Source organism: Variovorax sp. E3, from assembly GCF_016082275.1.
Classification (GTDB): domain Bacteria; phylum Pseudomonadota; class Gammaproteobacteria; order Burkholderiales; family Burkholderiaceae_C; genus Variovorax.
In genome coordinates, this window is record NZ_MOWM01000053.1 from 25,747 (window position 1) to 45,226 (window position 19,480).

The window sequence follows — 19,480 nt, forward strand, 5'->3', positions numbered from 1 at the left end:
GCCGATGATAGTGACCGCCTGCGGAAACCGCCCTCAGTCCGGGGTCAGCCCGGCGTGGCATCCTCGGGAACCCAAACGCTTTTCCATGGGAGAAAAAACGTGAGAAGGATTCATCGGCGAGGCGCGCTGGCCTTGTCGGCCGCATGCGCGGCGTCCGCCCTGTTCGCCGTCTCGGGCTGCGAACAGAAAAGCGCGCCCGCGCCCGCCGCCGCGCCGCCGGGGTCGCCCCTGCCGGCCACCGCCATCGGCAGCGTCGAGATCACGCAGGAAGACATCGACTGGTTCCGCCGCAGCAAGGCCGAATGGATCGATTGCGAATCCGGCGCGCCCGCCATCGTGCCGCCCGACCTGACGCTGGAGCAGCTCGGCGAGGCAATCGACGGCGGGCCCTCGCCGGCCTTCGACCGGTTCACCAACGTGGCCTCGGCCTTCTTCCTGCACGCAAGCTTCGCGCAGGGGCACTACGCCTTCCAGCCGCCGGTCGGGCGGCGCGAAGCCTTCGACGTGACCGACGAACACATCCGCCTGCTGCAGCGCGCGAACTGGCGCACTTTCATGATCGACTGCAAGCGCCCGTACGGCGACTTCACGCATTTCGAGATCGACATGGCCGACATCCTGGGCCTGCCGCTGAAGAAAGACGCCAAGGGCCACGCGCAGATCGGCAAGGACGCCGAGCAGCGCATGGACGCGCTGCATGCCGACATGCTCTATGCGCTGCAGGCGTACATCCGCTTCGCGCGGCTCAACCCGGGGCGCTATGTGGTGCCGGGGCGCAGCTTCGCGCACGCCGTGAGCCGGCCGCTATGCCGGCCGGTGTCGGCCACGCGCGTGGCGCTGTACCAGCGCGCGCTGAAGGCGGCCGGGCCGCATCCGGACTCGCGCCGCACGGTGGCGCTCAACGAGGCGGCGGCGGCCCTGTTCGCGCTCGACTGACGCGGACGCGAAGGCGAAGGCGAAAGGCCCAGGCGATCAGGCGTCTTCTTCGGACGCCGTCTCGGCGTCGGGCTGCACCTTGTTCTTGCCCTTCTTGCCGCGCGCGGCCTTCTTCGCGGCCCGCTCGGCGTCGCGGCGCTGGCCCTCGGCCAGCCACTCGGCGAACTCTTCGGGCGTCTCGAGCGTGATGCGCCCGAGGTTGCCGGCGCGGAATTCGTGCATGACGATTTCCGCGGCCTTCTGCAGGTTGACCTTGCCCTTGCCCAGCAGCGCGCCGCGCTTGCGGCCGATGGTGTCGAGCAGGGCCTCGTCCTTCATGTCGGCCATGGTGGCGGCGTCGAGCTCCACCAGCTTGAAGCGCGCGGCCACGCCCGCGCCATAGTGCATCTTGAGGTAGCCGAGCAGCTCCAGCGCCACCTCTTCCTCGTCGAAGGCGTTGCGCCCCACGGCACCGCTGGCGGCCAGGTTGTAGCCGCTCTTGGGCACGATGATGCGCGGCCACAGCATGCCGGGCGTGTCCCACAGGTAGAAGTCGTCGGCCAGCGTGATGCGCTGCTCGAGCTTGGTGATGCCGGCCTCGTCGCCGGTCTTGGCCTTGCGCCCGCCCGTGAGCGTGTTGATGAGGGTCGACTTGCCCACGTTGGGAATGCCGCAGATCAGCACGCGCATCGGCTTGGCCATGCCGCCGCGGTTGGGCGAGAGTTCGTGGCAGGCCTTCACGAGCTGCTGCGCGGGCGTGGTCTGGCTCGCGTCGAGCCCGATGGCGCGGGTGGCCGGCAACGCGTTGTAGTGCGCGAGCCAGCGCGCGGTGCGCTCGGGGTCGGCCAGATCCTGCTTGTTGAGCACCTTCAGGCTGGGCCGGCCGGCCGTGAGCTCGGCCAGCATCGGGTTGGCGCTGGAGCCGGGCAGGCGCGCGTCGAGCAGCTCGATGACCACGTCGATGTCCTTCACCCGCTCGGTGATGGCCTTCTGGGTCGAATACATGTGACCGGGGAACCACTGGATCGCCATCGGTGGGCTCTTTCTTTTTCGCGCTGACTGGAATTCGGGGGATACGGGGAATACGGGGCCGGCGCTCGGGCCGGGTGCGCATTGTGGACCGGGAACCTGAACGGGACCTGCTTGCTACATTTTCGATAGCTACGGGCGGCCATTCTGCCTAGAATTTCTCTGGCCGCGCCCCGCGGCCATTCCAACAAGACTTCGAGGGAAATCCATGCTCAAGCGCCTTGCCGCTGCCCTGCTGGCAGCCACCGCCATGTCCGCGACCGTCGTCCATGCCCAGCGGCCCTCCCCGCCGCCCGGCCCCATGATCAACGGCTACCTGTGCTGCAACATGCGCACCTACGGCGACTCGATCAGCGACATCAACTACGACGAGCAGGGCACCAGCATCGTGGCGGTGGGCACGCCGGCGCGCATCACGGCCTACGACTTCCGCTGGTTCAGCCTCGACCTCGGCGGCAAGCCGCAGCGCATCAAGAACGACTACAGCCGCAACATCACGTTGCCGGAGTTTGCACAGCGCTACGTCGTCACCGCAGACCCGAAGCAGAAGATGGCCGCCTTCGCGCCCGCCGTGCGCGACGCCATCCTGGCCGCCAAGGTGATGCCCGGCATGACGCGCGAGCAGGTGCTGATGGCCATCGGCTATCCGGTGGGCAGCGAGAACCCGCGCCTGGATGCACCGGTGTGGCGCTACTGGCGCGACAGCTGGTCGGAGTTCCAGGTGAACTTCGACGACAAGGGCCTGGTGAAGACGGTGGTGGGTGACGCCGTGGCACTGAGCCGCGTGCTCGCGCCCGCGGCTGCACAGCCTTAAGTTCTCGCGCATTGCGCGCGTGTTGCACACACACGCAATCCCCTAGAGGGTTTTGCATCGCGCGGGCGTTTTCCGCCCCTATCATTTGAGCGAGGGCGGCGCATGAGCGTCGGTCGAGTCGAACAACTTTTTTATGGAGTTACCGCGATGAAACCCGTCTCCGAACTGCTCAAGCGCCACGATTCCGCGGCCTGGCGCACCTCCCCGCATGCCACCGTGTTCGACGCGCTGGCCACGCTGGCCCGCTTCGAGGTGGGCGCGCTGATGGTGATGGACGGCGAGAAGCTCGTGGGCTTTCTCTCGGAGCGCGACTACACCCGCAAGGTCGCGCTGCAGGGCAAGAATTCGAAGGAAGTGCGCGTCAGCGAAATCATGACGCCCGACGTGATGACCGTCACGCCGCAGACCCGCACGCGCGCCTGCATGACGCTCATGAGCCAGCGCAAGTTCCGCCACCTGCCGGTGGTCGACGGCGACAAGGTGGTCGGCATGATCTCCATCCAGGACTTGATGGACGACATCATCTCGGACCACGAGGCCACCATCGAGCAGTTGACCACGTACATCCAGAGCTGAGCAATTTGCCGCATTGCGGACCCTGCCCGGCGCGTGGGTAGGGAATAGACCTACGCACGCCCGGGCGCATCCGGGCGCACAGTGGGCTTTCGTTCATCCATCCAGCAGGGACATTGCATGCAGATTCAGGTCAATACGAGCAACGGCATCACCAACAAGGACGCGCTGGAGCGTTGGGCCGACACCGAGATCAAGCAGCACCTGAGCCGTTTCGCCGAAGACGTGACGCGCGTCGAGGTGCATCTGAGCGACGAGAACCACGACAAGACCGGCGGCGCCGACAAGTGCTGCGTGATGGAAGCGCGCCTGGCGCACCACCAGCCGCTGGCGGTGACGCAGCACGCGGCCAGCTCGACGAGGCTTTTCGCGGCGCGGCCGACAAGCTCAAGCGCTTGCTGGACAACACGCTGGGCCGCCTGAACAACCACCGCGACCGCGACTCGATCCGCAAGGACGCGGCGAACTTCATCGCGGAATAAAGCAACGCAGGCGGGCCATGACGGCCCGCCTTTTCACGTCAGCCCCGCTTCGCGTTGGCCATGCCCTTGGCCACTTCATTCGAACCCTGCGCCGCGCCGCTTTGCGGCACGACTTCGCCCTCGCGCTCCGTCACGTCCGACAGGCGCGCGGCCAACTGCTCGGGCGTGTCGGCCTCGATGCCGAGCCACGCGCCTTGCGTGAGCGTGATGTGCGCGGCCTCGAAGGTGCCGGCGCCGGCGCACAGGATGGTACGGTTGGGCGCGTCCTGCGCGGCCAGCACCAGCATCGCGGGAACCACCGCCTCGGGGCGGAAGGCCTCGAGCATTTCCTTGGGGAACAGGTCTTCGGTCATGCGCGTGGCGGCCGTGGGCGCCAGGCAGTTCACGCGGATGTCGTTCTTGGCGCCTTCGATGCTCAGCGTCTGCATCAGCCCCACCAGCGCCAGCTTGGCCGCGCCGTAGTTGCTCTGGCCGAAGTTGCCGTACAGGCCCGACGACGAGGTGGTCATCACGATGCGGCCGTACTTCTGCTCGTTCATGAGCGCCCAGACGGCCTTGGTGCAGTTCACCGCGCCCATCAGGTGCACGTCGACCACCAGCTTGAAGTCGGCCAGCTCCATCTTCGCGAAGCTCTTGTCGCGCAGGATGCCGGCGTTGTTGATGAGGATGTCGACGCGGCCCCAGGCGTCCACCGCCTGCTGGACCATGGCCTGCACTGCCTCGAAGTCGGTCACAGAGGCGCCGTTGGCAATGGCCTCGCCGCCGGCCGCCTTGATTTCGTCGACCACCGCCTGCGCGGCGCCCACCGAGCCGCCGGAGCCGTCGCGCGCGCCGCCCAGGTCGTTCACCACCACCTTGGCGCCGCGCGCCGCCAGGGCCAGCGCATGCTGGCGGCCCAGGCCGCCGCCCGCGCCGGTGACGATGGCCACGCGGCCCTTGAAGTCGATGCTGTTGCTGCTGCTCATGTCTCTCTGTCGCTTTCCTAGGGAGTTGCCGTTGTTCGGTGCCGCCAGGGCGGCAGCGTGGCGTTTTACCCCAGAAAGGCAAACGGGCGCAGTCCCCCGCGCGGAGGACCAGTCGCCCGCGCGTCAGCAATCCACGGGTCAGTCGAGGGAAGAGCGCACCGTCTCGCAATAGGCGACCAGCTGGTCCAGCTCGGCCGATTTGTCGAAGAAGGCGTCGGCGCCCAGTTGCTCCGAGCGCTGCCGCATGTCGGCGGTGGCGTAGTTGCTGAGCACCACCACCTTCTGGTGCGGCGCGCGGTTGCGGCAGGCGTGGATCACGCCGAGCCCGTTGCCGCGCTTGAGGAACAGGTCGACGATGGTCAGGTCCCAGCCGTCGCGGTGCTGGCCCAGCCACGTCACGGCCTCGTCCTCGGTGCTGGCGGAGGCCACGACTTCGGCATCGGCCACGTCCTGCAGAAAACCGACGAGGTTCTCGCGGATCACCGGACTGTCTTCGACGAGGTAGGCCTTGAAGGTCATGGCGATACCGCCGGCCCGGCGGCAAGCCGGGAGAAACTGGACGACAGGCTTGGGCGGTGCATGAAGCACATCGTCGCAGCGCCGGCGAAGCGCGCGGTGGGCGATGCGGGTCAATGCCTGTAGGCCATCGGCGCCCGCGCCTGTCGTCATGCCAGGCGCGGCGCGCCTCGCACGGAGTCCAAAGGCCTAAGCCGCCAGCGCCGCCACGCGGCCGCGCGCCATGCCCAGCCGGGCCGGCGACACGTACTGCTCGCGGTAGATCTCGAAGGGCATGGTGTCGGCCGCCTCGATGCGCTTCTGCTCCTGGATGGACTCGGCCGTCATCTGCTCGAACGCGGCCTGTTGCTCGGGCGAGAACGGCAGCGCCAGCAGCGCGGCGCGGGTCTGCTCCGACTGGGCGCGCACGAAGCCGACGAACGAATTGCCGTGCTGCTGCTCGATGGCGGCCAGCACGCGCGCCGAAGGCAGGCTGTCGGGGTTGCCCAGCGCGGCCAGCGCGGCGCGCACCGCGTCGACGTGCGGCGTGCCGTTGCCCTGCGCGGCGTCGAGCGCCTCGGCGATCGGCAGGCACTGCTCGGCCAGCTCCACGCCCCAGTCGGCCAGCGCCACTTCGCTGCCGCCGCGCGACAGGCGCAGGCCCGGCTCGCGGCCGCGCGCGGCCGTGAGGTGCTGGTTGTGCGCGAGGTCGGCGATTTCCTGCGGCGTGTCGTCCGGGCTATCGCTCAGCAGGCAGTGCAGCAGGAACACGTCGATGAAGCGCATGGTCTGCGCGTTGATGCCGACAGTCTCGAAGGGGTCGAGGTCCATCAGGCGCACTTCGACGTATTCGACGCCGCGCTCGCGCAGCGCGTGCAGCGGGCGTTCGCCGGGGTTGATCACGCGCTTGGGGCGGATGGTGCCGTAGAACTCGTTCTCGATCTGCAGCAGGCTGGTGCCCAGCTGGTTGTAGTCGCCGCCCAGGTTGCGGATGCCGATGGCCTCATACGCCGGCCACGGGCGCGTGAGCGCGTCCTGCAGCGAGGCACCGTAGCCGTCCAGGCTGTTGTAGCTCACGGCCAGCGAGGCCTGCGCGTCGCTCTGGTAGCCCAGGCGGCCCATGCGCAGCGAGGTGCCGTGCGGCATGAACATGCTGCCGTCGCCCAGCGGCTGCAGCTCGTGCGGGCGGCCCGCGACAAAGCTCGAACACAGCGCCGGCGAGGCGCCGAACAGGTACAGCAGCAGGAAGGCGTGGCGGCGGAAGTTGCGGATCAACGCGAAGTACTGCTCGCTCGTCACGTCGGGCAGCGACCAGTTGTAGTGAATGCCCGAGATGGTCTGCATGCGGCGGCCGTAGCGATGGCTCAGGCCCATGCGGTACACGCTCTTGGCGCGGCCCACGTTCGACGAGCCGTAGCGGCCGATCGGAATGGTCTCGTCGGTCGGCAGGCCGCAGGGCATGCTCGACACCCACAGGCGCTCGTCGCCCAGCCCGTCGAGCACGCGGTAGGTGAACTGGTGCACCCGCGTGAGCTCTTCCAGCGCCGACGCCACGCCCGCGTGCACGCCCGTGATGAGTTCGAGCTGCGATTCGCTGAAGTCGGTCGTGATGTGCGGATGCGTGAGCGCGGAGCCCAGGGCGAGCGGGTGCGGCGTGAGCGCGAGCTTGCCGTCCGGCAGCGCGCGCAGGCTTTCCTTCTCGATGCCACGGCGCATGCCTTTCAGTCGTGCGGCTGAAAGTGCACCCAACCTCTCCTGCAATCTGTTGCTCATATTGTTATGACCCATCAATCTTCTGAGGGGCTGGAAGGTAGCACGGGCGCGCGCACGTTGCTTGCGCAGGGAATCCCGGGTCCGGCTACCCTGTCACGCGCTACATTTTTGATAGCTTCGCGCATAGACGCCACGGGGGTTGAGCACTTGGGCGGTGCGCCGGAATCAGGCCTTGGCGCGGCCCGCCGACAGGTCGATCTCGTCGGACTGGTAGACGTGGATCTCCGGCGTGCCGTCGGCCATGGCCGCCAGCGCCTTGCCGAAGGCGCGCGAAGCATCGACCCGGAAGTGCGCCTGCAGCACGGCCATGTCGCTCCAGCGCTCGACGAAGGTCAGGCGCAGGGGCTCCAGCACGTCGGTCGTGACCTCGTGCGAAATGCAGCCGGGCTCGGCGCGCGAGCGCAGCACGTGCTCCGTGCTGATGGCCAGCATCGCCTGCAGGGTGTCGGGCTTTGCCAGCGCGTGTCCGATGACCAGGATCATGGGGTTGTCTCCTTCAGCCGAGCACCCGCAGCAAAAAGCGGTTGAGGTCGGCGATTTCTTCCATGCACACCGAGTGCGCCATCGTGTACTCGTGCCATTCGACGGTGTAGCCCAGTTCGGCCAGCGCGTCACGCGAACGCAGGGCGCTGGCCATGGGCACCACCGGGTCTTGCCGGCCGTGCGCCAGGAACACCGGCGTCTCGTGGTTGGCCGCATGGCGCTCGGCCGCGGTGGTGGCGGCAATCGGCAGGTAGCCCGAGAGGCCGACGATGCCCGCCAGCCGCTCGGTGTGGCGCAGGCCCGTCATGAGGGCCATGGCGCAGCCTTGCGAGAAGCCCGCCACCACGATGCGGTCGGCGGCGATGCCCCGGGCCTTCTCGCTGGCGATGAGCGCCTCGATGGCGGCCTGCGAGCGGCGCAGGCCGGCTTCGTCCTCGCGCGTGGCCAGGTCGGCGGCGGCAATGTCGTACCAGGCGGGCATCTGGTAGCCGCCGTTGATGGTCACGGGCATGACCGGCGCATTGGGAAACACGAAGCGCACCGGGCCCACGCCCGACAGGTCGAGCTCGTTGGCAATGGGCACGAAGTCGTTGCCGTCGGCGCCAGGCCGTGCATCACGATCACCGTGGCGGTGGGGTTGGGGGCGGTTTCGATCTCGATCGGGGGACGGGACATGGTCGGGCAAAGGTATTCAGGAACGCGGATGGCCAGACCTTAGCGCATTCGGGGCCTGCCAGAGGCACGGAAACGGCCGGTTGGCTGACTTGCACATGGTTGCGCCCCGCCCAACATGGGCTGCAAAGACAGCAAGGAACCCCGCGTGAGCCATTCCCCTCCCCTGGTAGAGACCAAGCTGGCCGGCGTGGTGCTGGTCTGCGGCGACTGTGAAGAGCGCAGCGACGGCCCCACGAAACTCAGGGCCAGGCAGGTCCGCAAGGAACTCAAACACGGCCTGGCGCACCTGCCGGTGCGGTTGCGCGTGGTGCAGTGCACCTGCCTGGGCCTGTGCCCGAAGAAGGCGATGGCGCTGGCGGCCGTGGCGCAGGGCCACGCCCCGCTGGCCGCCGAGGTGTGCCGCGAAGACGACGTGGAGGCCTTCGCCAAGGCGCTGGCCCGGTCCGTCAAATGAAGCGGCTCTGAGGACTATTCGGCCTTGATGCCGACCGCCTTCACGATCTGCGCATAGCGCTCGTACTCGGCCGACACCTGCGTCTGGAACTGGCGCTGCGAATGGCCCGTGGCTTCGATGCCCTGCGCCGCAAGTTCGCTGCGCGCGGCCGGCGACTGCACGATGCGCCCGGCCTCGGCCGCGATGGCGTCGATCACCGGCTGCGGCGTGCGCGCCGGCGCGAACAGCCCGAACCACGTGCCCGAGCGGTAGCCCGCGTAGGTTTCGGCCACGGTCGGCACCTCGGGCAGCAGCGCGTGGCGCTTCTCGCCGCTGGTGCCCAGCGCCACCAGCCGGCCGCTGCGGATCTGCGGCAGCGCCGGGCCCACGGCGATGAACATCACGTCGACCTGCCCCGCGATCACGTCCTGCATGCCCAGCGGGCCGCCCCGGTACGGGATGTGGGTGACGTAGATGCCCGTCTTCTGCTTGAGCAGCTCCATGCTGAGCTGCTGCGGACTGCCGTTGCCGGCCGATGCGTAGTTGATGCGGCCCGGGTGCGCCTTGGCCGCCCGCACGAAGTCGGCCACCGTGCGAAAGCCCGTCTTCGGGTTGGCCACCAGCACGAAGTCGATCTGCCCGAGCGACACCACGGGCACCAGGTCGCGCCGCGCGTCGTACGGCAGCCCGGCCTGGATGTTGGGCAGGATGGTGATCGGCCCGTCGGCGCCCACCAGCAGCGAATAGCCGTCGGGCTGCGCCTTGGCCAGGCCGTCGGCCGCCAGGATGCCCGCCGCGCCGGCGCGGTTGTCGATGACCACCGGCTGCTTCCATTGTTCCGACAGCCGCTGCCCGAGAAAGCGCGCCAGCACGTCGGGCGAACTGCCGGGCGTGTTCGCGACCGTGATGTGCACCGGCTTCGACGGGTAGGCCGCGCCGGGCTGCTGCGCCTGCGCAACCAGGGGCAGCGAAACGCCGGCCCACAGCGCGCCCAGGGCGAGGATCGGGGTCAGCAGGGAACGGGCGCGCATGGTGAACTTTCGATTGCAGGAAACAAAGCGCGCGATTCTGGCGCGCCTTGGTCCGCAAGCGAACGACCCATTTGTCAGATGCTTAGGTGCATTCGGGCATATGGAGCGCCTGCAGCTGCCCATAGAACGCGTCGACCTGCTGCTGCGCGCCGCTGCGCATGGCCGCATTGCGCCGCGCGCAGCTCTCGGCGTCTTCCAGCGCGCCGGCCTCGCCCACCTTGCGCGAGGCGTCCTGCACGAAGCGGCACATCGGATAGCGGCGCTCGCCGAAGGCCCGCAGCGTGGCGTCGGCGATGCCGTGCCGCGCGAGCATGTCGGCCAGCACCACCGCGTCTTCCACCGCCATCGCCCCGCCCTGCCCCATGAAGGGCGTGGACGCATGGGCCGCGTCGCCGATCAGCAGCACGCGCCCGGCATGCCAGGGCAGCGGCGCCTGCACCTCCTCGACGGCCGTGTAGAGCACTTCGGAGTCCGCGCCGATCTGGTCGAGGAACTGCCGCGCCGGCCCGCCGAACTCGGCAAAGCGCTCGCGCATCTGCCTGGGCCAACTGTCCTTCGGGTACCAGCGGTCCGCCGGCTCGCCGACCGTGCCGAAGATGTAGAGCCGGTCGTCGCTGATCGGCATGATGCCCAGCCGCTTGCCGATGCCCATCATCATGACCTTGGCGTCGAACGCGCGCGGGCGCTCGTGCACGCTGCGCCACACGCCGAAGCCCGTGTAGCGCGGGGCGACCGGCCCGGTGACCGCCTCGCGCACCTGCGAGCGGATGCCGTCGGCCCCGACCACGAGGTCGAAGCGCCGCGTGCCGCCGTCCGAGAGCGTGACCTCGGCATGGTCGCCGCCCGCGGGCGCGTCGATCTTCGCCACCGTGGTCGCCAGCAGGATCTCCACGCCCAGCGCGTCGAGCCGCGCCGCGAGCACGCGGTGCATTTCCGCGCGCTTGATGCCGACGATGGGCGCCGCGCCGCCGCTCGAGCGCGGATAGAACACGTCGACGATCGGCGCCCCGAGATGGTCGAGGTACACGTTGCGCCCGTCCTCTATGGCAAAGCCCGCCTCCAGGATGCGCGGCAGCACGCCGACCCGGCGCAGCGCCTCCAGCCCGTTGCTGTAGATGAAGATGCCCGAGCTCTGGAAGCGCCATTCGGCCTGCTTCTCGATCAGCGTGACGCGAAAGCCCTTGTCGGCCAGCGCGATGGCGGCCGAGCAGCCCGCGATGCCCGCGCCCACGATCAATACCGCTGCGCCCTGCTTCATTGCATTGCCCCGCTCGCGCACACGTCGGCCAGCGCCTCGCACACATGCGCGATGTTCGACGCGTTGAGGCCCGCCACGCAGATGCGTCCCGACGACACCACGTACACGCCGAAGCGCGTGCGCAGCGCGTCGATCTGCGCCTCCGACAGGCCCGAGTAGCTGAACATGCCGTTCTGCTCGACGAGGAAGCCGAAGTCCTTTGCGGGCAGCGCCTTGGCGAGCCGGCCGTGCAAGTCGGCGCGCATGTCGCGCATGCGGCCGCGCATGGCGTCCAGCTCGGCGCGCCATTGCGCGTTCCACGCCGGGTTGGCAAGCACCGCCTCCACCAGCGCCGCGCCCTGCGCCGGCGGGCACGAATAGCTGCGCCGGATCGCCAACTTCAGTTGCCCCAGCAGCCGCGCCTTGTCGGCCGAAGGCGCATGCACGCCGAGCGCGCCCACGCGCTCGCCATACAGCGAGAAGATCTTCGAGAACGAGCTGGCCACCAGGCAGGCGATGCCGCGCCGCACGCATTCGCGCACGGCCCAGGCGTCTTCGTCCACGCCGTGCGCGAAGCCCTGGTAGGCCATGTCGAAGAACGGCAGCAGGCCGCGCCGCGCGATCACGTCGAGCAGTGCATGCCACTCGGCCTGCGAAGGGTCGACGCCGGTCGGGTTGTGGCAGCACGGATGCAGCAGCACCACGCTGCCGGCCTGCAGCTTGCTCAACGCGGCAACGGCACCGTCGAGGTCGAAGCGGCCCGTGGCCTTTGCGTAGTAGGGGTAGCTTTCGACGCGAAAGCCCGCGCCGCTGAAGATGGCCGCGTGGTTGGCCCAGGTCGGGTCGGGCATCCAGATCGCGGCCTCGGGCAGCACGCCTTTCAAAAAGTCGGCGCCGACCTTGAGCGCGCCCGTGCCCGCCACGGTCTGCACCACCACGATGTCTTCGGCGGCCTCGCCGAACACCAGTTCGCGCACGGCATTGCGGTAGCCCTCGCCGCCCTCGGTCGGCAAATAGACGCTGGGGCCGCGCGCGCCCACGCCGTCGGCCCGCGCGGCGCGCACCGACTCGAGCACCGGCACCCGTCCCGCTTCGTCGCAGTAGATGCCGATGCCCAGGTTGACCTTGTGGGGCCGCGCATCGGCCTTGTAGACCTCGAACAGGCCGAGGATCGGGTCGTCGGCATAAGGGGGCAGTTGATCGAACAAGAAGAAAACTCCAGCAGATGAAAGGCGAAAGGCGGGCTCAGAGCTGCGTCCGCACGGACCACAGCTCGGGAAAGAAACGGTGGTCGACCACGCTGCGCAGCCAGCCCACGCCGGCCGAGCCGCCCGTGCCCGGCTTGAAGCCAGGATGCGTTCGACCGACACGAAATGCCGCCAGCGGTACTGCGAGAACACATCGGCGATGTCCATCAGCGCCTCGCCCAGGCGGTAGAGCGCGTTCTCGGGCGTCGGGTCGCCGTACACCCACAGCCACGCGGCCTCCACGCCGGGGTGGGGCACGTAGGTCGCCGACCAGTCGCGCGCCAGCGCCTCGGGCGGCACGGCGATGTCGCGGCGGTGCAGCAGCGCCAGCACGTCGTCGTACAGGCTCGGCGAATTCAGCGCGCGCTCCATCTGCGGCCACACGTCGGGGTTGTTGGCGTGGGCGCGCGCCAGCGGCACCGACTTGTTGCCCAGGATGAACTCCACGTGCCGATACATGTACGACTGCTGCCCCGAGGCAATGCCCAGCGTGTTGCGGAACTGGTTGAACTCGTGCGGCGTGATGGTCGAGAGCACGTCCCAGGTCTTGCCCAGGAACTCGAGCAGCGCGCGCACGCGCGGCACCAGCTGAAGCGCGCCGGCCACGTCGTCGGCGCGGATGCGAACCTGCATGTTGGCCAGCTCGTAGTGCAGGGCCTTGAAGGTCAGTTCCTTGCAGTGCGTGATGCACATGAAGACCATCTCGTCGTGGCCTTCGCTGCGCATGTGCTGCAGGCTCAGCAGCAGGTCGTTGCGCTGGTGCTCCAGGTAGGGGTTGCTGCCGCCCTCGAAGCGCACGATCGGCTCGCCGTCGGTGCTCTGCACCGTGGCGGCGCGCTGCTGGTTGTCGCCGCCGGCAATGGGTTTCACCAGCGACAGCTCGAGCGCGGGGTCGCGGACTTCGGGAATGACTCTTTTGCGTGGGATGGCCATGCGCCGATTGTTCGGCGCACGCGGACGCGCCTCAACCTCCGGCACGCCGGATTTGGTCACCGTTCGTCCGCGAAAGCGGGGCCGGGCTCAGCCCGCGCCGTGCCGCCGGGCGTAGGCGCTGGGGGTCATGCCCGTCCAGCGCTGGAAGGCGCGCGAAAACGCCTTCTCCGACGCATAGCCGACCGCCTCGGCCACCTGGTGCAGGCTCAGCTGCCGGTTCTTGAGCTTCTCGGCCGCCAGCGTCATGCGGTAGGAGCCCAGGTAGTGCATGGGCGTGACGCCCACCAGCGTGCGAAAGCGCTCGCTGAAGACGGTGCGCGACAAATAGCTGGCCTGCGCCAGCGTGGCAACCGACCACGGGTGCGCGGGCCGCTCGTGCATCAGCGACATGGCGCGCGCAATGCTCTCGTCGTCCAGCCCGCGAAGGCGGCCGGTCTGGTTGCTGGCCTGGGCCTGCGGCTGGGCGTACAGGTGCTCGCACAGGACGTGCACCAGCAGCAGGTCGGCCATGCGCGCCGCCGACAGCTGCCAGCCCGGACGCTGGGTGACGGTCTCGTTCACCAGCGACTCCATCGCCTGCGCCAGCGAGGCCGTGGTCGGAATCTGCGCCTGCCGCAGCACGATGAGCGGCGGCAGGCTGCCGATGATCGAGCCCAGCCCCTGCGCGGGCATCCACAGGTGCAGCGAGAACAGCTCGGTGACGGGCCCGCCGCCGCCGTGCGAGAACACGATCGGGTGGTCGCCGTGCCGGCCGACCGAGTGCGCCTCGATCAGCGAGCGGAAAGGCACGGGCTCCAGCCCCGGCGCCGACGACACGGTGTGTGCGCCGCCGTGCGGCAGCATCGCGATGTCGTGCGGCGCCACCTGCACGGGCTCAGCGCCGTCCACCCCGATCCAGTACGGGGCGCCGGTGCACATGCGGATCAGCGGGCCGTCCACGCCGGTCGAATGCAGCGCCCAGGGCGCGGACAGCGAGAAGCGCGCCGTCACGGCCCTTTCGGACCGGTACGTCGACAGCACATGGCTGAGTGCGTCCGCGTCGCGCGCTGGGTCCATGCTCTTCTGTCTCTCTCTCTGTTCGTTCCGCTGGTGGCCTGAGGGGTGTCTGACTGGCGGCGATTATCTGGCATGGCTACCGGGCCAACAGGGCGATTCGGCGCCGCACTGGCCGGGGCGCCCCCGGATGCAACACAATGGCGTTTCGCATGAAGACCACCACCTCGCACCCGAAGCCCCCTCTTGCAGCCGCCGCCCCGTTCGACAGCGAACGGCTGCTGCGCGAAAGCGGCCTGCGCGTGACGCGCGCCGCCCAGACCGTGCTCGAGCTGCTGGAGCACAGCTCCCAGCCGCTGACCCACGAGGAAGTGGCCGCGGCCTACACCGCCGCCGCCGGCGAGGCGCCCGACCGCGTCACGGTCTACCGCGTGCTCGACCGGCTGGTCGAGGCTGGCCTGTGCGACCGCCGCGTGGGCGCCGACCGTGTCAACCGCTTCTCGCGCCACGTCGAGGCCGAGTCGGGCAACACCTTCGAGTGCGACCAGTGCCACAAGGTGCTGGCCCTGCCGTCCGACCCCGAGCTGCCGAAGGTGATGGGCCGGCTGGGCAAGGCGCTGCGCAAGCAGGGCATCGACACCCGCCACACCGCCCTCACCCTGCACGGCACCTGCGGGGAGTGCGCCCGCTAGGTTTTGGCGATCACGCGTTCCACGAAGGGAACGGGTCGGGAAAGTTCTGCCACCACGAGGCGCCGAAGCGCATTTCGTTCTCGGTCAGCAGGCAGGCATCGAGCCGCGCGCGCAACGCGTCTTCGTCCATGCCGATGCCGATCAGCACCAGCTCCTGCCGCGCGTCGCCCGTGGCCGGGTCCCAGTTCTTGCGGATGAGTTCCAGCGCATCGGGGTCGGTCGGCCAGTGCTCGCGCGGCACCGCCGCCCACCAGAACCCCGCCGCGCCATAGCGGCAGGCGCCGCCGGCCTGCGACCACGAGCCCGCGCGCGTGGCACGGCTCGCAAGCCAGAAGAAGCCCTTGGAGCGCACCACGCCCTCCCACTCGCTTTGCACCAGTTTCCAGAAGCGCATCGGGTGGAACGGCAGGCGCGAGCGGTAGACGAAACTGCGAATGCCGTATTCCTCGCTCTCGGGCTGGTGCTCGCCGCGCAGCTCGGCCAGCCAGCCGGGCGCCTGCTCGGCCTCCTCGAAATCGAACAGGCCGGTGTCGAGCACGCGGTCCAGCGCCACGCGGCCGAACTCCGACACCTCGATGCGGGCGCGCGGGTTCAGGCTGTGCAGGATGGCCATCAGCCGCTCGCGCTCCCCGGCGGTGACGAGGTCGGTCTTGTTGACCACCAGCACGTCGCAGAACTCGATCTGCTCGATCAGCAGGTCGACCACCGTGCGCGTGTCCTCGTCGCCGAGCGACTGGCCGCGCTTGCCCAGGCTGTCGGCCGAGCCGTAGTCGCGCAGGAAGTTGAAGGCGTCGACCACCGTCACCATGGTGTCCAGCCGCGCCACGTCTGCCAGGCTCTTGCCGTCTTCGCCCGCGAAGGTGAAGGTCTCGGCCACGGGCAGCGGCTCGGAGATGCCGGTGGACTCGATCACCAGCTGGTCGAAGCGCCCCTCCTTCGCGAGCCGGCCCACCTCGATCAGCAGGTCTTCGCGCAGCGTGCAGCAGATGCAGCCGTTGCTCATTTCGACCAGCCGCTCGTCGTGCGCGAGAGCTGGGCGCCGCCCTCGCGCACCAGCGCGGCGTCGATGTTGACCTCGCTCATGTCGTTGACGATGACCGCCACGCGGCGGCCGTCGCGGTTATTGAGGATGTGGTTCAGCAGCGTGGTCTTGCCGGCGCCCAGGAAGCCGGAGAGCACGGTGACGGGGAGGCGATCGGCCATGGGGGCAGGCTCCATATATGCAACAGGATTGCATTATATGGAGCAACGCAACTTTGTTGCGTTTACTCGGGTACTCGTTCAGGCCGGCTGGGCGATGGCCTTGACCGAAATGTCCGGCTTGCGCTTGAACCGCAGCGTCTTCTCGATCACGTACTCCAGGCCCTGCCAGAAGTTGATCTCTTCCAGCAAAGGGTTGAGGAAGTTGGTGATCGAGCAATAGTGCGAGTTCTTCTGCCCCGTGTGGTGCCGGGCGTGATGGCGCTGCGTCTGCAGCAGCTTGAGCTTCTGCAGCAGCGTGACCACCCGGCCGTTCTCGTGCGGCGCGCGGTGCGCCCACTTGTGCACCTGGTTCGCGTTGGCGCTGACCAGCGCGAACACCCACACCTTCCACGTCAGCGCCTTGAGCCACCACGCGCCCATGAGCACCAGCACGGAGGTCAGCACCAGGTCCCACGAGCTGGCCCACCAGCTGCGCACCACGAAGGCCCGGGGTCGCACGTGGTGCTCGATGTTGGCTTCACCGATCCACCGGCCGACGACGGGCGTTTCCTTGCGGACGTAGGCGTCTTCCGCCCAATGCACGAGGCCGCTGAAGAAGTCGGCCAACAACACCACACCGACGAACTGGAACACGAGATCTCTCATACGACCGACGCGAACGCGTCTTTGACTTTCCGGAGTTGAACACGCAGGCCCTCGAACGTTTCGTGCAAGGGCGGGCGCATTGTTTCCGGGCGCAGGGGTTTCACCGCGCAAGGCTTGCGCAGTATCTTCCCGCGATGCCGCGCGGGGAGCGCGGCGCTACTTCGCGGCGGCGCTCAGTCGCCTACCATCCACGGCCATGACCGACCTCCATGCCTTCGTCGCCCCGCCGCCCTCCTCCAAGCCCGAAGCCCAAGCCCAGGCCCAGGCCCAGGCCGAAGCGATCGACGCCGCGTCGGCCTGCCTCGACCGCTTCACCGCGGCGTTCAATGCATCGGACGCGGCGGGCATGGACGCCGAGCTGCACTTTCCGCACCTCATGCTGTCGGGCGCGCAGCGGCTCGACTGGGCTTCACCCGGCCAGCATCCGGCCGACTTCTTCGACCAGCTGAAGGCCGCCGGATGGGCCCGCACGCAGTACGAGAAGAAAGAGCCCGTGCTCGCGGGCAGCGACAAGGTGCACTTCGTCGTGACCTACACGCGGCGCGACGCGGCGGGCGCGGTGCTGAGCACGCACGTCAACCTGTGGATCGTGGTGCGTGCCGGTGGGCGCTGGGGGATCGCGTTGCGGTCCTACTGAAGGGCCGCGCCGGCGGCGCCTAGTAGCTCAGCTTGGGGTACCAGTCCTTGCCCCGCCCCTCCGGCGTCATGTCGAGCAGGTTCCAGATCGGCATCGGGTCGGGTGCGCCGCGCGGGTCCTGCCCCGGGTCCGCGCTGCCGGGGCCCATTTCGGCGGCCCAGAAATGGCGGATCGTTTCGCCGTCGCTCCGGAACACGTTGAACGCCGGCACGTCGCCGCTGTCGGGTGTCTCGCCGGCATAGTCGCGGTTGAAGTCATTGCCGCCCGACGAGTACAGCGGCAGGTGGCGCCAGCCGCGCTCCCGCGCGAAGGCCTGCATGCGGTCGATGGGCGAGGTGGCGATCACCGCGAACGCCACGCGCTGCAGGATGTCGGGCATCTCGCCGTCGTAGGCACCCAGCAGCGACGTGCACATGGGGCATGGCCGCTCGCGCTGCGGGCCGAACATCCAGTTGTAGGTGATCAGCGTGTTGTGCCTGCCGAAGAGCGCCGAGAACTTCACCGGCCCGCTGGCGCCCTCGAACACATAGTCTTCGGGCACGACGCCGCCCGGCGGCAGCGCGCGGCGCATTTCGGCGACATGCTCGATGCGGCGGCGCAGGTCGATTTCTTCGGCCAGCAGCTCCATGCGCGCCTTGCGGTAGGCGGCGCTTTCGCCGGGAAAGCGAATGGGGCTGGACCTGGCCAGCTGGCTGGCGGACGAGAGTTCGGCTGGGACGGACATGGCGAGTCACCTCCTGGCGGTTGTTGCGGTTGGCGTTGATGGCGGTTGGCGTTGATTTCCACCGCATCTTGATCCCGCAGGCGGCCCCGCGCCAGTCCGTGCTTTTCCCCTGTCGCGCCCCCCTTTGTCCTACGTCGCCCAGGTGCGAGCGCGCTACATCTCGAGGCCTCGACCTGCCGCCCGTCGATGTCGGTGAACCCGTAGGCCCGCGCCAGGTCGGCCACGCGCAGCACCTCGCCCGTTTTCTCCATCACGGCAGCGTCGCCCGCCAGCGCGGCCACCGCCCGGCCCAGGTAGCGCGGCGACTCGGTGCGCGCGAGTTCGGGCCGCTCGCGCCAGTGCGCCTCGTCGGTCTTGTGCCCGGCCAGCACGAACTCGGTGCGCATCCAGCCCGGCGAGACGGCGACCGAAGCCACGCCGTGGGGCTTGAGGTCTTGCGCCATGCCGAAGGCCAGCCGCGTCATCGACGCCTTCGCCAGGTCGTAGAACAGGTTGCCGCGCAGGTAGCGGTCGCGGTCCCAGAAGGTGGTGGTCACGATCAGCCCCTTCTTCTGCTTCACCAGCAGCGGCGCGGCGCAGCGGCTGGCCACGAGGTGGTTGCGCACGCCACGCTCGAACATGGTGTCCCAGTTGGCGAGCGGGTGTTCCCAGAACGGCGCGTCGAACACGCCGTTGAAACTCTCGTGGCCGCCCCAGGCGTTGTTGACGAGCAGGTCGAGCCGGCCCTGGTCGCGGGCCACGCGCGCGAACAGCGCGGCCACCTCGTCTTCGCGGGTGTGGTCGCACGCCACCGCGATGCCGCGCCCGCCCTGGCGCGTGACCTCGTCGGCGGTGTCGTCGATGCTGCCGGGCACGGTCTGCATGTCCGACAAGGCCAACAACTGGCCGTACGAATCGGCTGGCCGCTCGCGCGTGCTGCGGCCGGTCACGTACACGGTCGCGCCCGCCGCGCCCAGCTCGAGCGCTATGCCGCGCCCCGCGCCCCGGCTCGCGCCCGTGACCACGGCCACGCAGTCCTTCAACGGACGGGTTGTGCTTTCTTCGTTCTGCATCTTCATCGGCTCCTTTTGCTCTGCCTTGCTTGAGAGCGCACGAAGATAGTCCGCGCTCAGCCCGCCGTCTTGGAAGAACCCGAAGCCGCGCGCCCCAAGAATTCGGTGGGCGTGACGCCGCACAGCGCGCGAAACTCGTTGACGAGGTGCGACTGGTCGTAGAACCCGCCGTCGAGCGCCACGTCGGCCCAGGCCGGCGACGGCTGCAGCCGCAGCGCGCGCAGGCAGCCATGCAGCCGCGCAAGCCGGCTCCAGGTGCGCGGCGACAGGCCGACGTGCGCATGAAAAAGCTGTTGCAGGCGGCGCTCGCCGACACCGACAGCCGCCGCCACTTCGCGCAACGGCCGGCGCCCGCCCGACGCGGCGATCAGCCGTGCCGCGTGCATCGCCAAGGCATTGCCGTTGCCCGCGGCGGGGCTGTCGCGCAGCCGGTGCAGCAGGGCCGTGTG

Annotated in this window: 18 protein-coding genes and 4 pseudogenes; 7 read left to right on the forward strand and 15 right to left on the reverse strand. The window is 69.0% G+C overall.

Annotation, left to right across the window (positions count from 1 at the left end; all coding sequences use genetic code 11):
• Nucleotides 1–99 precede the first annotated feature (99 nt).
• Nucleotides 100–936, forward strand: coding sequence for a hypothetical protein (locus BMG07_RS19360; protein WP_198085920.1), 837 nt, complete (start codon nt 100–102; stop codon nt 934–936).
• 36 nt (nt 937–972) lie between these two features.
• Here the strand turns inward: BMG07_RS19360 and ylqF are convergent, their stop codons facing one another.
• On the reverse strand, nt 973–1,947 hold the full coding sequence (ylqF, locus tag BMG07_RS19365) for a ribosome biogenesis GTPase YlqF (RefSeq protein ID WP_198085921.1): 975 nt from the start codon (nt 1,945–1,947) through the stop codon (nt 973–975).
• Nucleotides 1,948–2,152: 205 nt separating this feature from the next.
• Between ylqF and BMG07_RS19370 the strand changes: the two genes are divergently transcribed.
• From BMG07_RS19370 to BMG07_RS19380, 3 genes and pseudogenes are all read left to right on the forward strand, one after another.
• Complete coding sequence (locus BMG07_RS19370; RefSeq protein ID WP_198085922.1) at nt 2,153–2,758, forward strand: outer membrane protein assembly factor BamE; 606 nt, start codon at nt 2,153–2,155, stop codon at nt 2,756–2,758.
• A gap of 147 nt (nt 2,759–2,905) precedes the next feature.
• Nucleotides 2,906–3,334 carry a CBS domain-containing protein gene (locus BMG07_RS19375; protein WP_198085923.1) on the forward strand — a complete coding sequence of 143 codons (429 nt, stop codon included), beginning with the start codon at nt 2,906–2,908 and terminating at the stop codon, nt 3,332–3,334.
• 117 nt (nt 3,335–3,451) lie between these two features.
• Nucleotides 3,452–3,813 (forward strand): annotated as a pseudogene (locus BMG07_RS19380) (HPF/RaiA family ribosome-associated protein).
• A gap of 38 nt (nt 3,814–3,851) precedes the next feature.
• On the opposite strand, the gene BMG07_RS19385 reads toward BMG07_RS19380, so the two are convergent.
• The 5 genes and pseudogenes from BMG07_RS19385 to BMG07_RS19405 all read right to left on the reverse strand — a co-directional run bounded on the left by BMG07_RS19385 (nt 3,852) and on the right by BMG07_RS19405 (nt 8,204).
• A complete protein-coding gene (locus BMG07_RS19385) occupies nt 3,852–4,778 on the reverse strand; it encodes an SDR family NAD(P)-dependent oxidoreductase (RefSeq protein ID WP_198085924.1) in 927 nt (308 codons plus the stop codon).
• 138 nt (nt 4,779–4,916) lie between these two features.
• Complete coding sequence (locus tag BMG07_RS19390) at nt 4,917–5,297, reverse strand: response regulator transcription factor (RefSeq protein WP_198085925.1); 381 nt, start codon at nt 5,295–5,297, stop codon at nt 4,917–4,919.
• A gap of 186 nt (nt 5,298–5,483) precedes the next feature.
• On the reverse strand, nt 5,484–7,046 hold the full coding sequence (gshA, locus tag BMG07_RS19395; RefSeq protein ID WP_198085926.1) for a glutamate--cysteine ligase: 1,563 nt from the start codon (nt 7,044–7,046) through the stop codon (nt 5,484–5,486).
• 165 nt (nt 7,047–7,211) lie between these two features.
• On the reverse strand, nt 7,212–7,529 hold the full coding sequence (locus tag BMG07_RS19400) for a putative quinol monooxygenase (RefSeq protein WP_198085927.1): 318 nt from the start codon (nt 7,527–7,529) through the stop codon (nt 7,212–7,214).
• A gap of 13 nt (nt 7,530–7,542) precedes the next feature.
• A pseudogene (locus BMG07_RS19405) lies at nt 7,543–8,204 on the reverse strand (alpha/beta hydrolase).
• A 145-nt stretch (nt 8,205–8,349) separates the two neighbouring features.
• Between BMG07_RS19405 and BMG07_RS19410 the strand changes: the two are divergent.
• Complete coding sequence (locus BMG07_RS19410) at nt 8,350–8,658, forward strand: hypothetical protein (protein WP_198085928.1); 309 nt, start codon at nt 8,350–8,352, stop codon at nt 8,656–8,658.
• A 14-nt stretch (nt 8,659–8,672) separates the two neighbouring features.
• Here BMG07_RS19410 and BMG07_RS19415 read toward each other — a convergent pair whose 3' ends face one another.
• The 4 genes from BMG07_RS19415 to BMG07_RS19435 form a co-directional block, all read right to left on the reverse strand.
• Nucleotides 8,673–9,668, reverse strand: coding sequence for a tripartite tricarboxylate transporter substrate binding protein (locus BMG07_RS19415; RefSeq protein WP_269759174.1), 996 nt, complete (start codon nt 9,666–9,668; stop codon nt 8,673–8,675).
• Nucleotides 9,669–9,750: 82 nt separating this feature from the next.
• A complete protein-coding gene (locus BMG07_RS19420; protein ID WP_198085929.1) occupies nt 9,751–10,926 on the reverse strand; it encodes an FAD-dependent oxidoreductase in 1,176 nt (391 codons plus the stop codon).
• Complete coding sequence (locus BMG07_RS44195) at nt 10,923–13,085, reverse strand: aromatic amino acid transaminase (protein ID WP_307867017.1); 2,163 nt, start codon at nt 13,083–13,085, stop codon at nt 10,923–10,925. Before BMG07_RS44195 ends, BMG07_RS19420 begins: the two co-directional genes overlap by 4 nt.
• Before the next feature lie 87 nt (nt 13,086–13,172).
• Nucleotides 13,173–14,141, reverse strand: coding sequence for an AraC family transcriptional regulator (locus BMG07_RS19435; RefSeq protein ID WP_198085931.1), 969 nt, complete (start codon nt 14,139–14,141; stop codon nt 13,173–13,175).
• 149 nt (nt 14,142–14,290) lie between these two features.
• Here BMG07_RS19435 and BMG07_RS19440 point away from each other — a divergent pair, with 149 nt between their 5' ends.
• Entirely contained in the window at nt 14,291–14,770 is a 480-nt protein-coding gene (locus BMG07_RS19440; RefSeq protein ID WP_198085932.1) for a Fur family transcriptional regulator, read from the forward strand.
• A 10-nt stretch (nt 14,771–14,780) separates the two neighbouring features.
• On the opposite strand, the pseudogene zigA reads toward BMG07_RS19440, so the two are convergent.
• Together zigA and BMG07_RS19450 are read right to left on the reverse strand one after the other, a co-directional pair.
• Nucleotides 14,781–15,973 (reverse strand): annotated as a pseudogene (gene zigA / locus BMG07_RS19445) (zinc metallochaperone GTPase ZigA).
• Between the two features lie 78 nt (nt 15,974–16,051).
• Nucleotides 16,052–16,606: a fatty acid desaturase CarF family protein gene (locus tag BMG07_RS19450; RefSeq protein ID WP_198085933.1), complete on the reverse strand. Its 555-nt coding sequence runs from the start codon at nt 16,604–16,606 to the stop codon at nt 16,052–16,054.
• Nucleotides 16,607–16,814: 208 nt separating this feature from the next.
• On the opposite strand from BMG07_RS19450, the gene BMG07_RS19455 reads away from it, so the two are divergent.
• Nucleotides 16,815–17,255: a hypothetical protein gene (locus BMG07_RS19455; protein WP_198085934.1), complete on the forward strand. Its 441-nt coding sequence runs from the start codon at nt 16,815–16,817 to the stop codon at nt 17,253–17,255.
• A gap of 19 nt (nt 17,256–17,274) precedes the next feature.
• Here the strand turns inward: BMG07_RS19455 and BMG07_RS19460 are convergent, their stop codons facing one another.
• The 3 genes and pseudogenes from BMG07_RS19460 to BMG07_RS19470 all read right to left on the reverse strand — a co-directional run.
• A complete protein-coding gene (locus BMG07_RS19460) occupies nt 17,275–17,979 on the reverse strand; it encodes a DUF899 family protein (RefSeq protein ID WP_198085935.1) in 705 nt (234 codons plus the stop codon).
• A 164-nt stretch (nt 17,980–18,143) separates the two neighbouring features.
• A pseudogene (locus BMG07_RS19465) lies at nt 18,144–19,031 on the reverse strand (SDR family oxidoreductase); the annotation flags it as partial.
• 56 nt (nt 19,032–19,087) lie between these two features.
• On the reverse strand, nt 19,088–19,480 hold a 393-nt coding region (locus BMG07_RS19470), incomplete at its 5' end, for a helix-turn-helix transcriptional regulator (protein ID WP_198085936.1).

Coding starts and splice junctions, on each gene's coding strand:
- ylqF (WP_198085921.1), bottom strand. CDS start 1,947: ATGGCGATCCAGTGGTTCCCCGGTCACATGTATTCGACCCAGAAGGCC.
- BMG07_RS19370 (WP_198085922.1), top strand. CDS start 2,153: ATGCTCAAGCGCCTTGCCGCTGCCCTGCTGGCAGCCACCGCCATGTCC.
- BMG07_RS19375 (WP_198085923.1), top strand. CDS start 2,906: ATGAAACCCGTCTCCGAACTGCTCAAGCGCCACGATTCCGCGGCCTGG.
- BMG07_RS19385 (WP_198085924.1), bottom strand. CDS start 4,778: ATGAGCAGCAGCAACAGCATCGACTTCAAGGGCCGCGTGGCCATCGTC.
- BMG07_RS19390 (WP_198085925.1), bottom strand. CDS start 5,297: ATGACCTTCAAGGCCTACCTCGTCGAAGACAGTCCGGTGATCCGCGAG.
- gshA (WP_198085926.1), bottom strand. CDS start 7,046: ATGAGCAACAGATTGCAGGAGAGGTTGGGTGCACTTTCAGCCGCACGA.
- BMG07_RS19400 (WP_198085927.1), bottom strand. CDS start 7,529: ATGATCCTGGTCATCGGACACGCGCTGGCAAAGCCCGACACCCTGCAG.
- BMG07_RS19415 (WP_269759174.1), bottom strand. CDS start 9,668: ATGCGCGCCCGTTCCCTGCTGACCCCGATCCTCGCCCTGGGCGCGCTG.
- BMG07_RS19420 (WP_198085929.1), bottom strand. CDS start 10,926: ATGAAGCAGGGCGCAGCGGTATTGATCGTGGGCGCGGGCATCGCGGGC.
- BMG07_RS44195 (WP_307867017.1), bottom strand. CDS start 13,085: ATGGCCATCCCACGCAAAAGAGTCATTCCCGAAGTCCGCGACCCCGCG.
- BMG07_RS19435 (WP_198085931.1), bottom strand. CDS start 14,141: ATGGACCCAGCGCGCGACGCGGACGCACTCAGCCATGTGCTGTCGACG.
- BMG07_RS19440 (WP_198085932.1), top strand. CDS start 14,291: ATGAAGACCACCACCTCGCACCCGAAGCCCCCTCTTGCAGCCGCCGCC.
- BMG07_RS19455 (WP_198085934.1), top strand. CDS start 16,815: ATGACCGACCTCCATGCCTTCGTCGCCCCGCCGCCCTCCTCCAAGCCC.
- BMG07_RS19460 (WP_198085935.1), bottom strand. CDS start 17,979: ATGTCCGTCCCAGCCGAACTCTCGTCCGCCAGCCAGCTGGCCAGGTCC.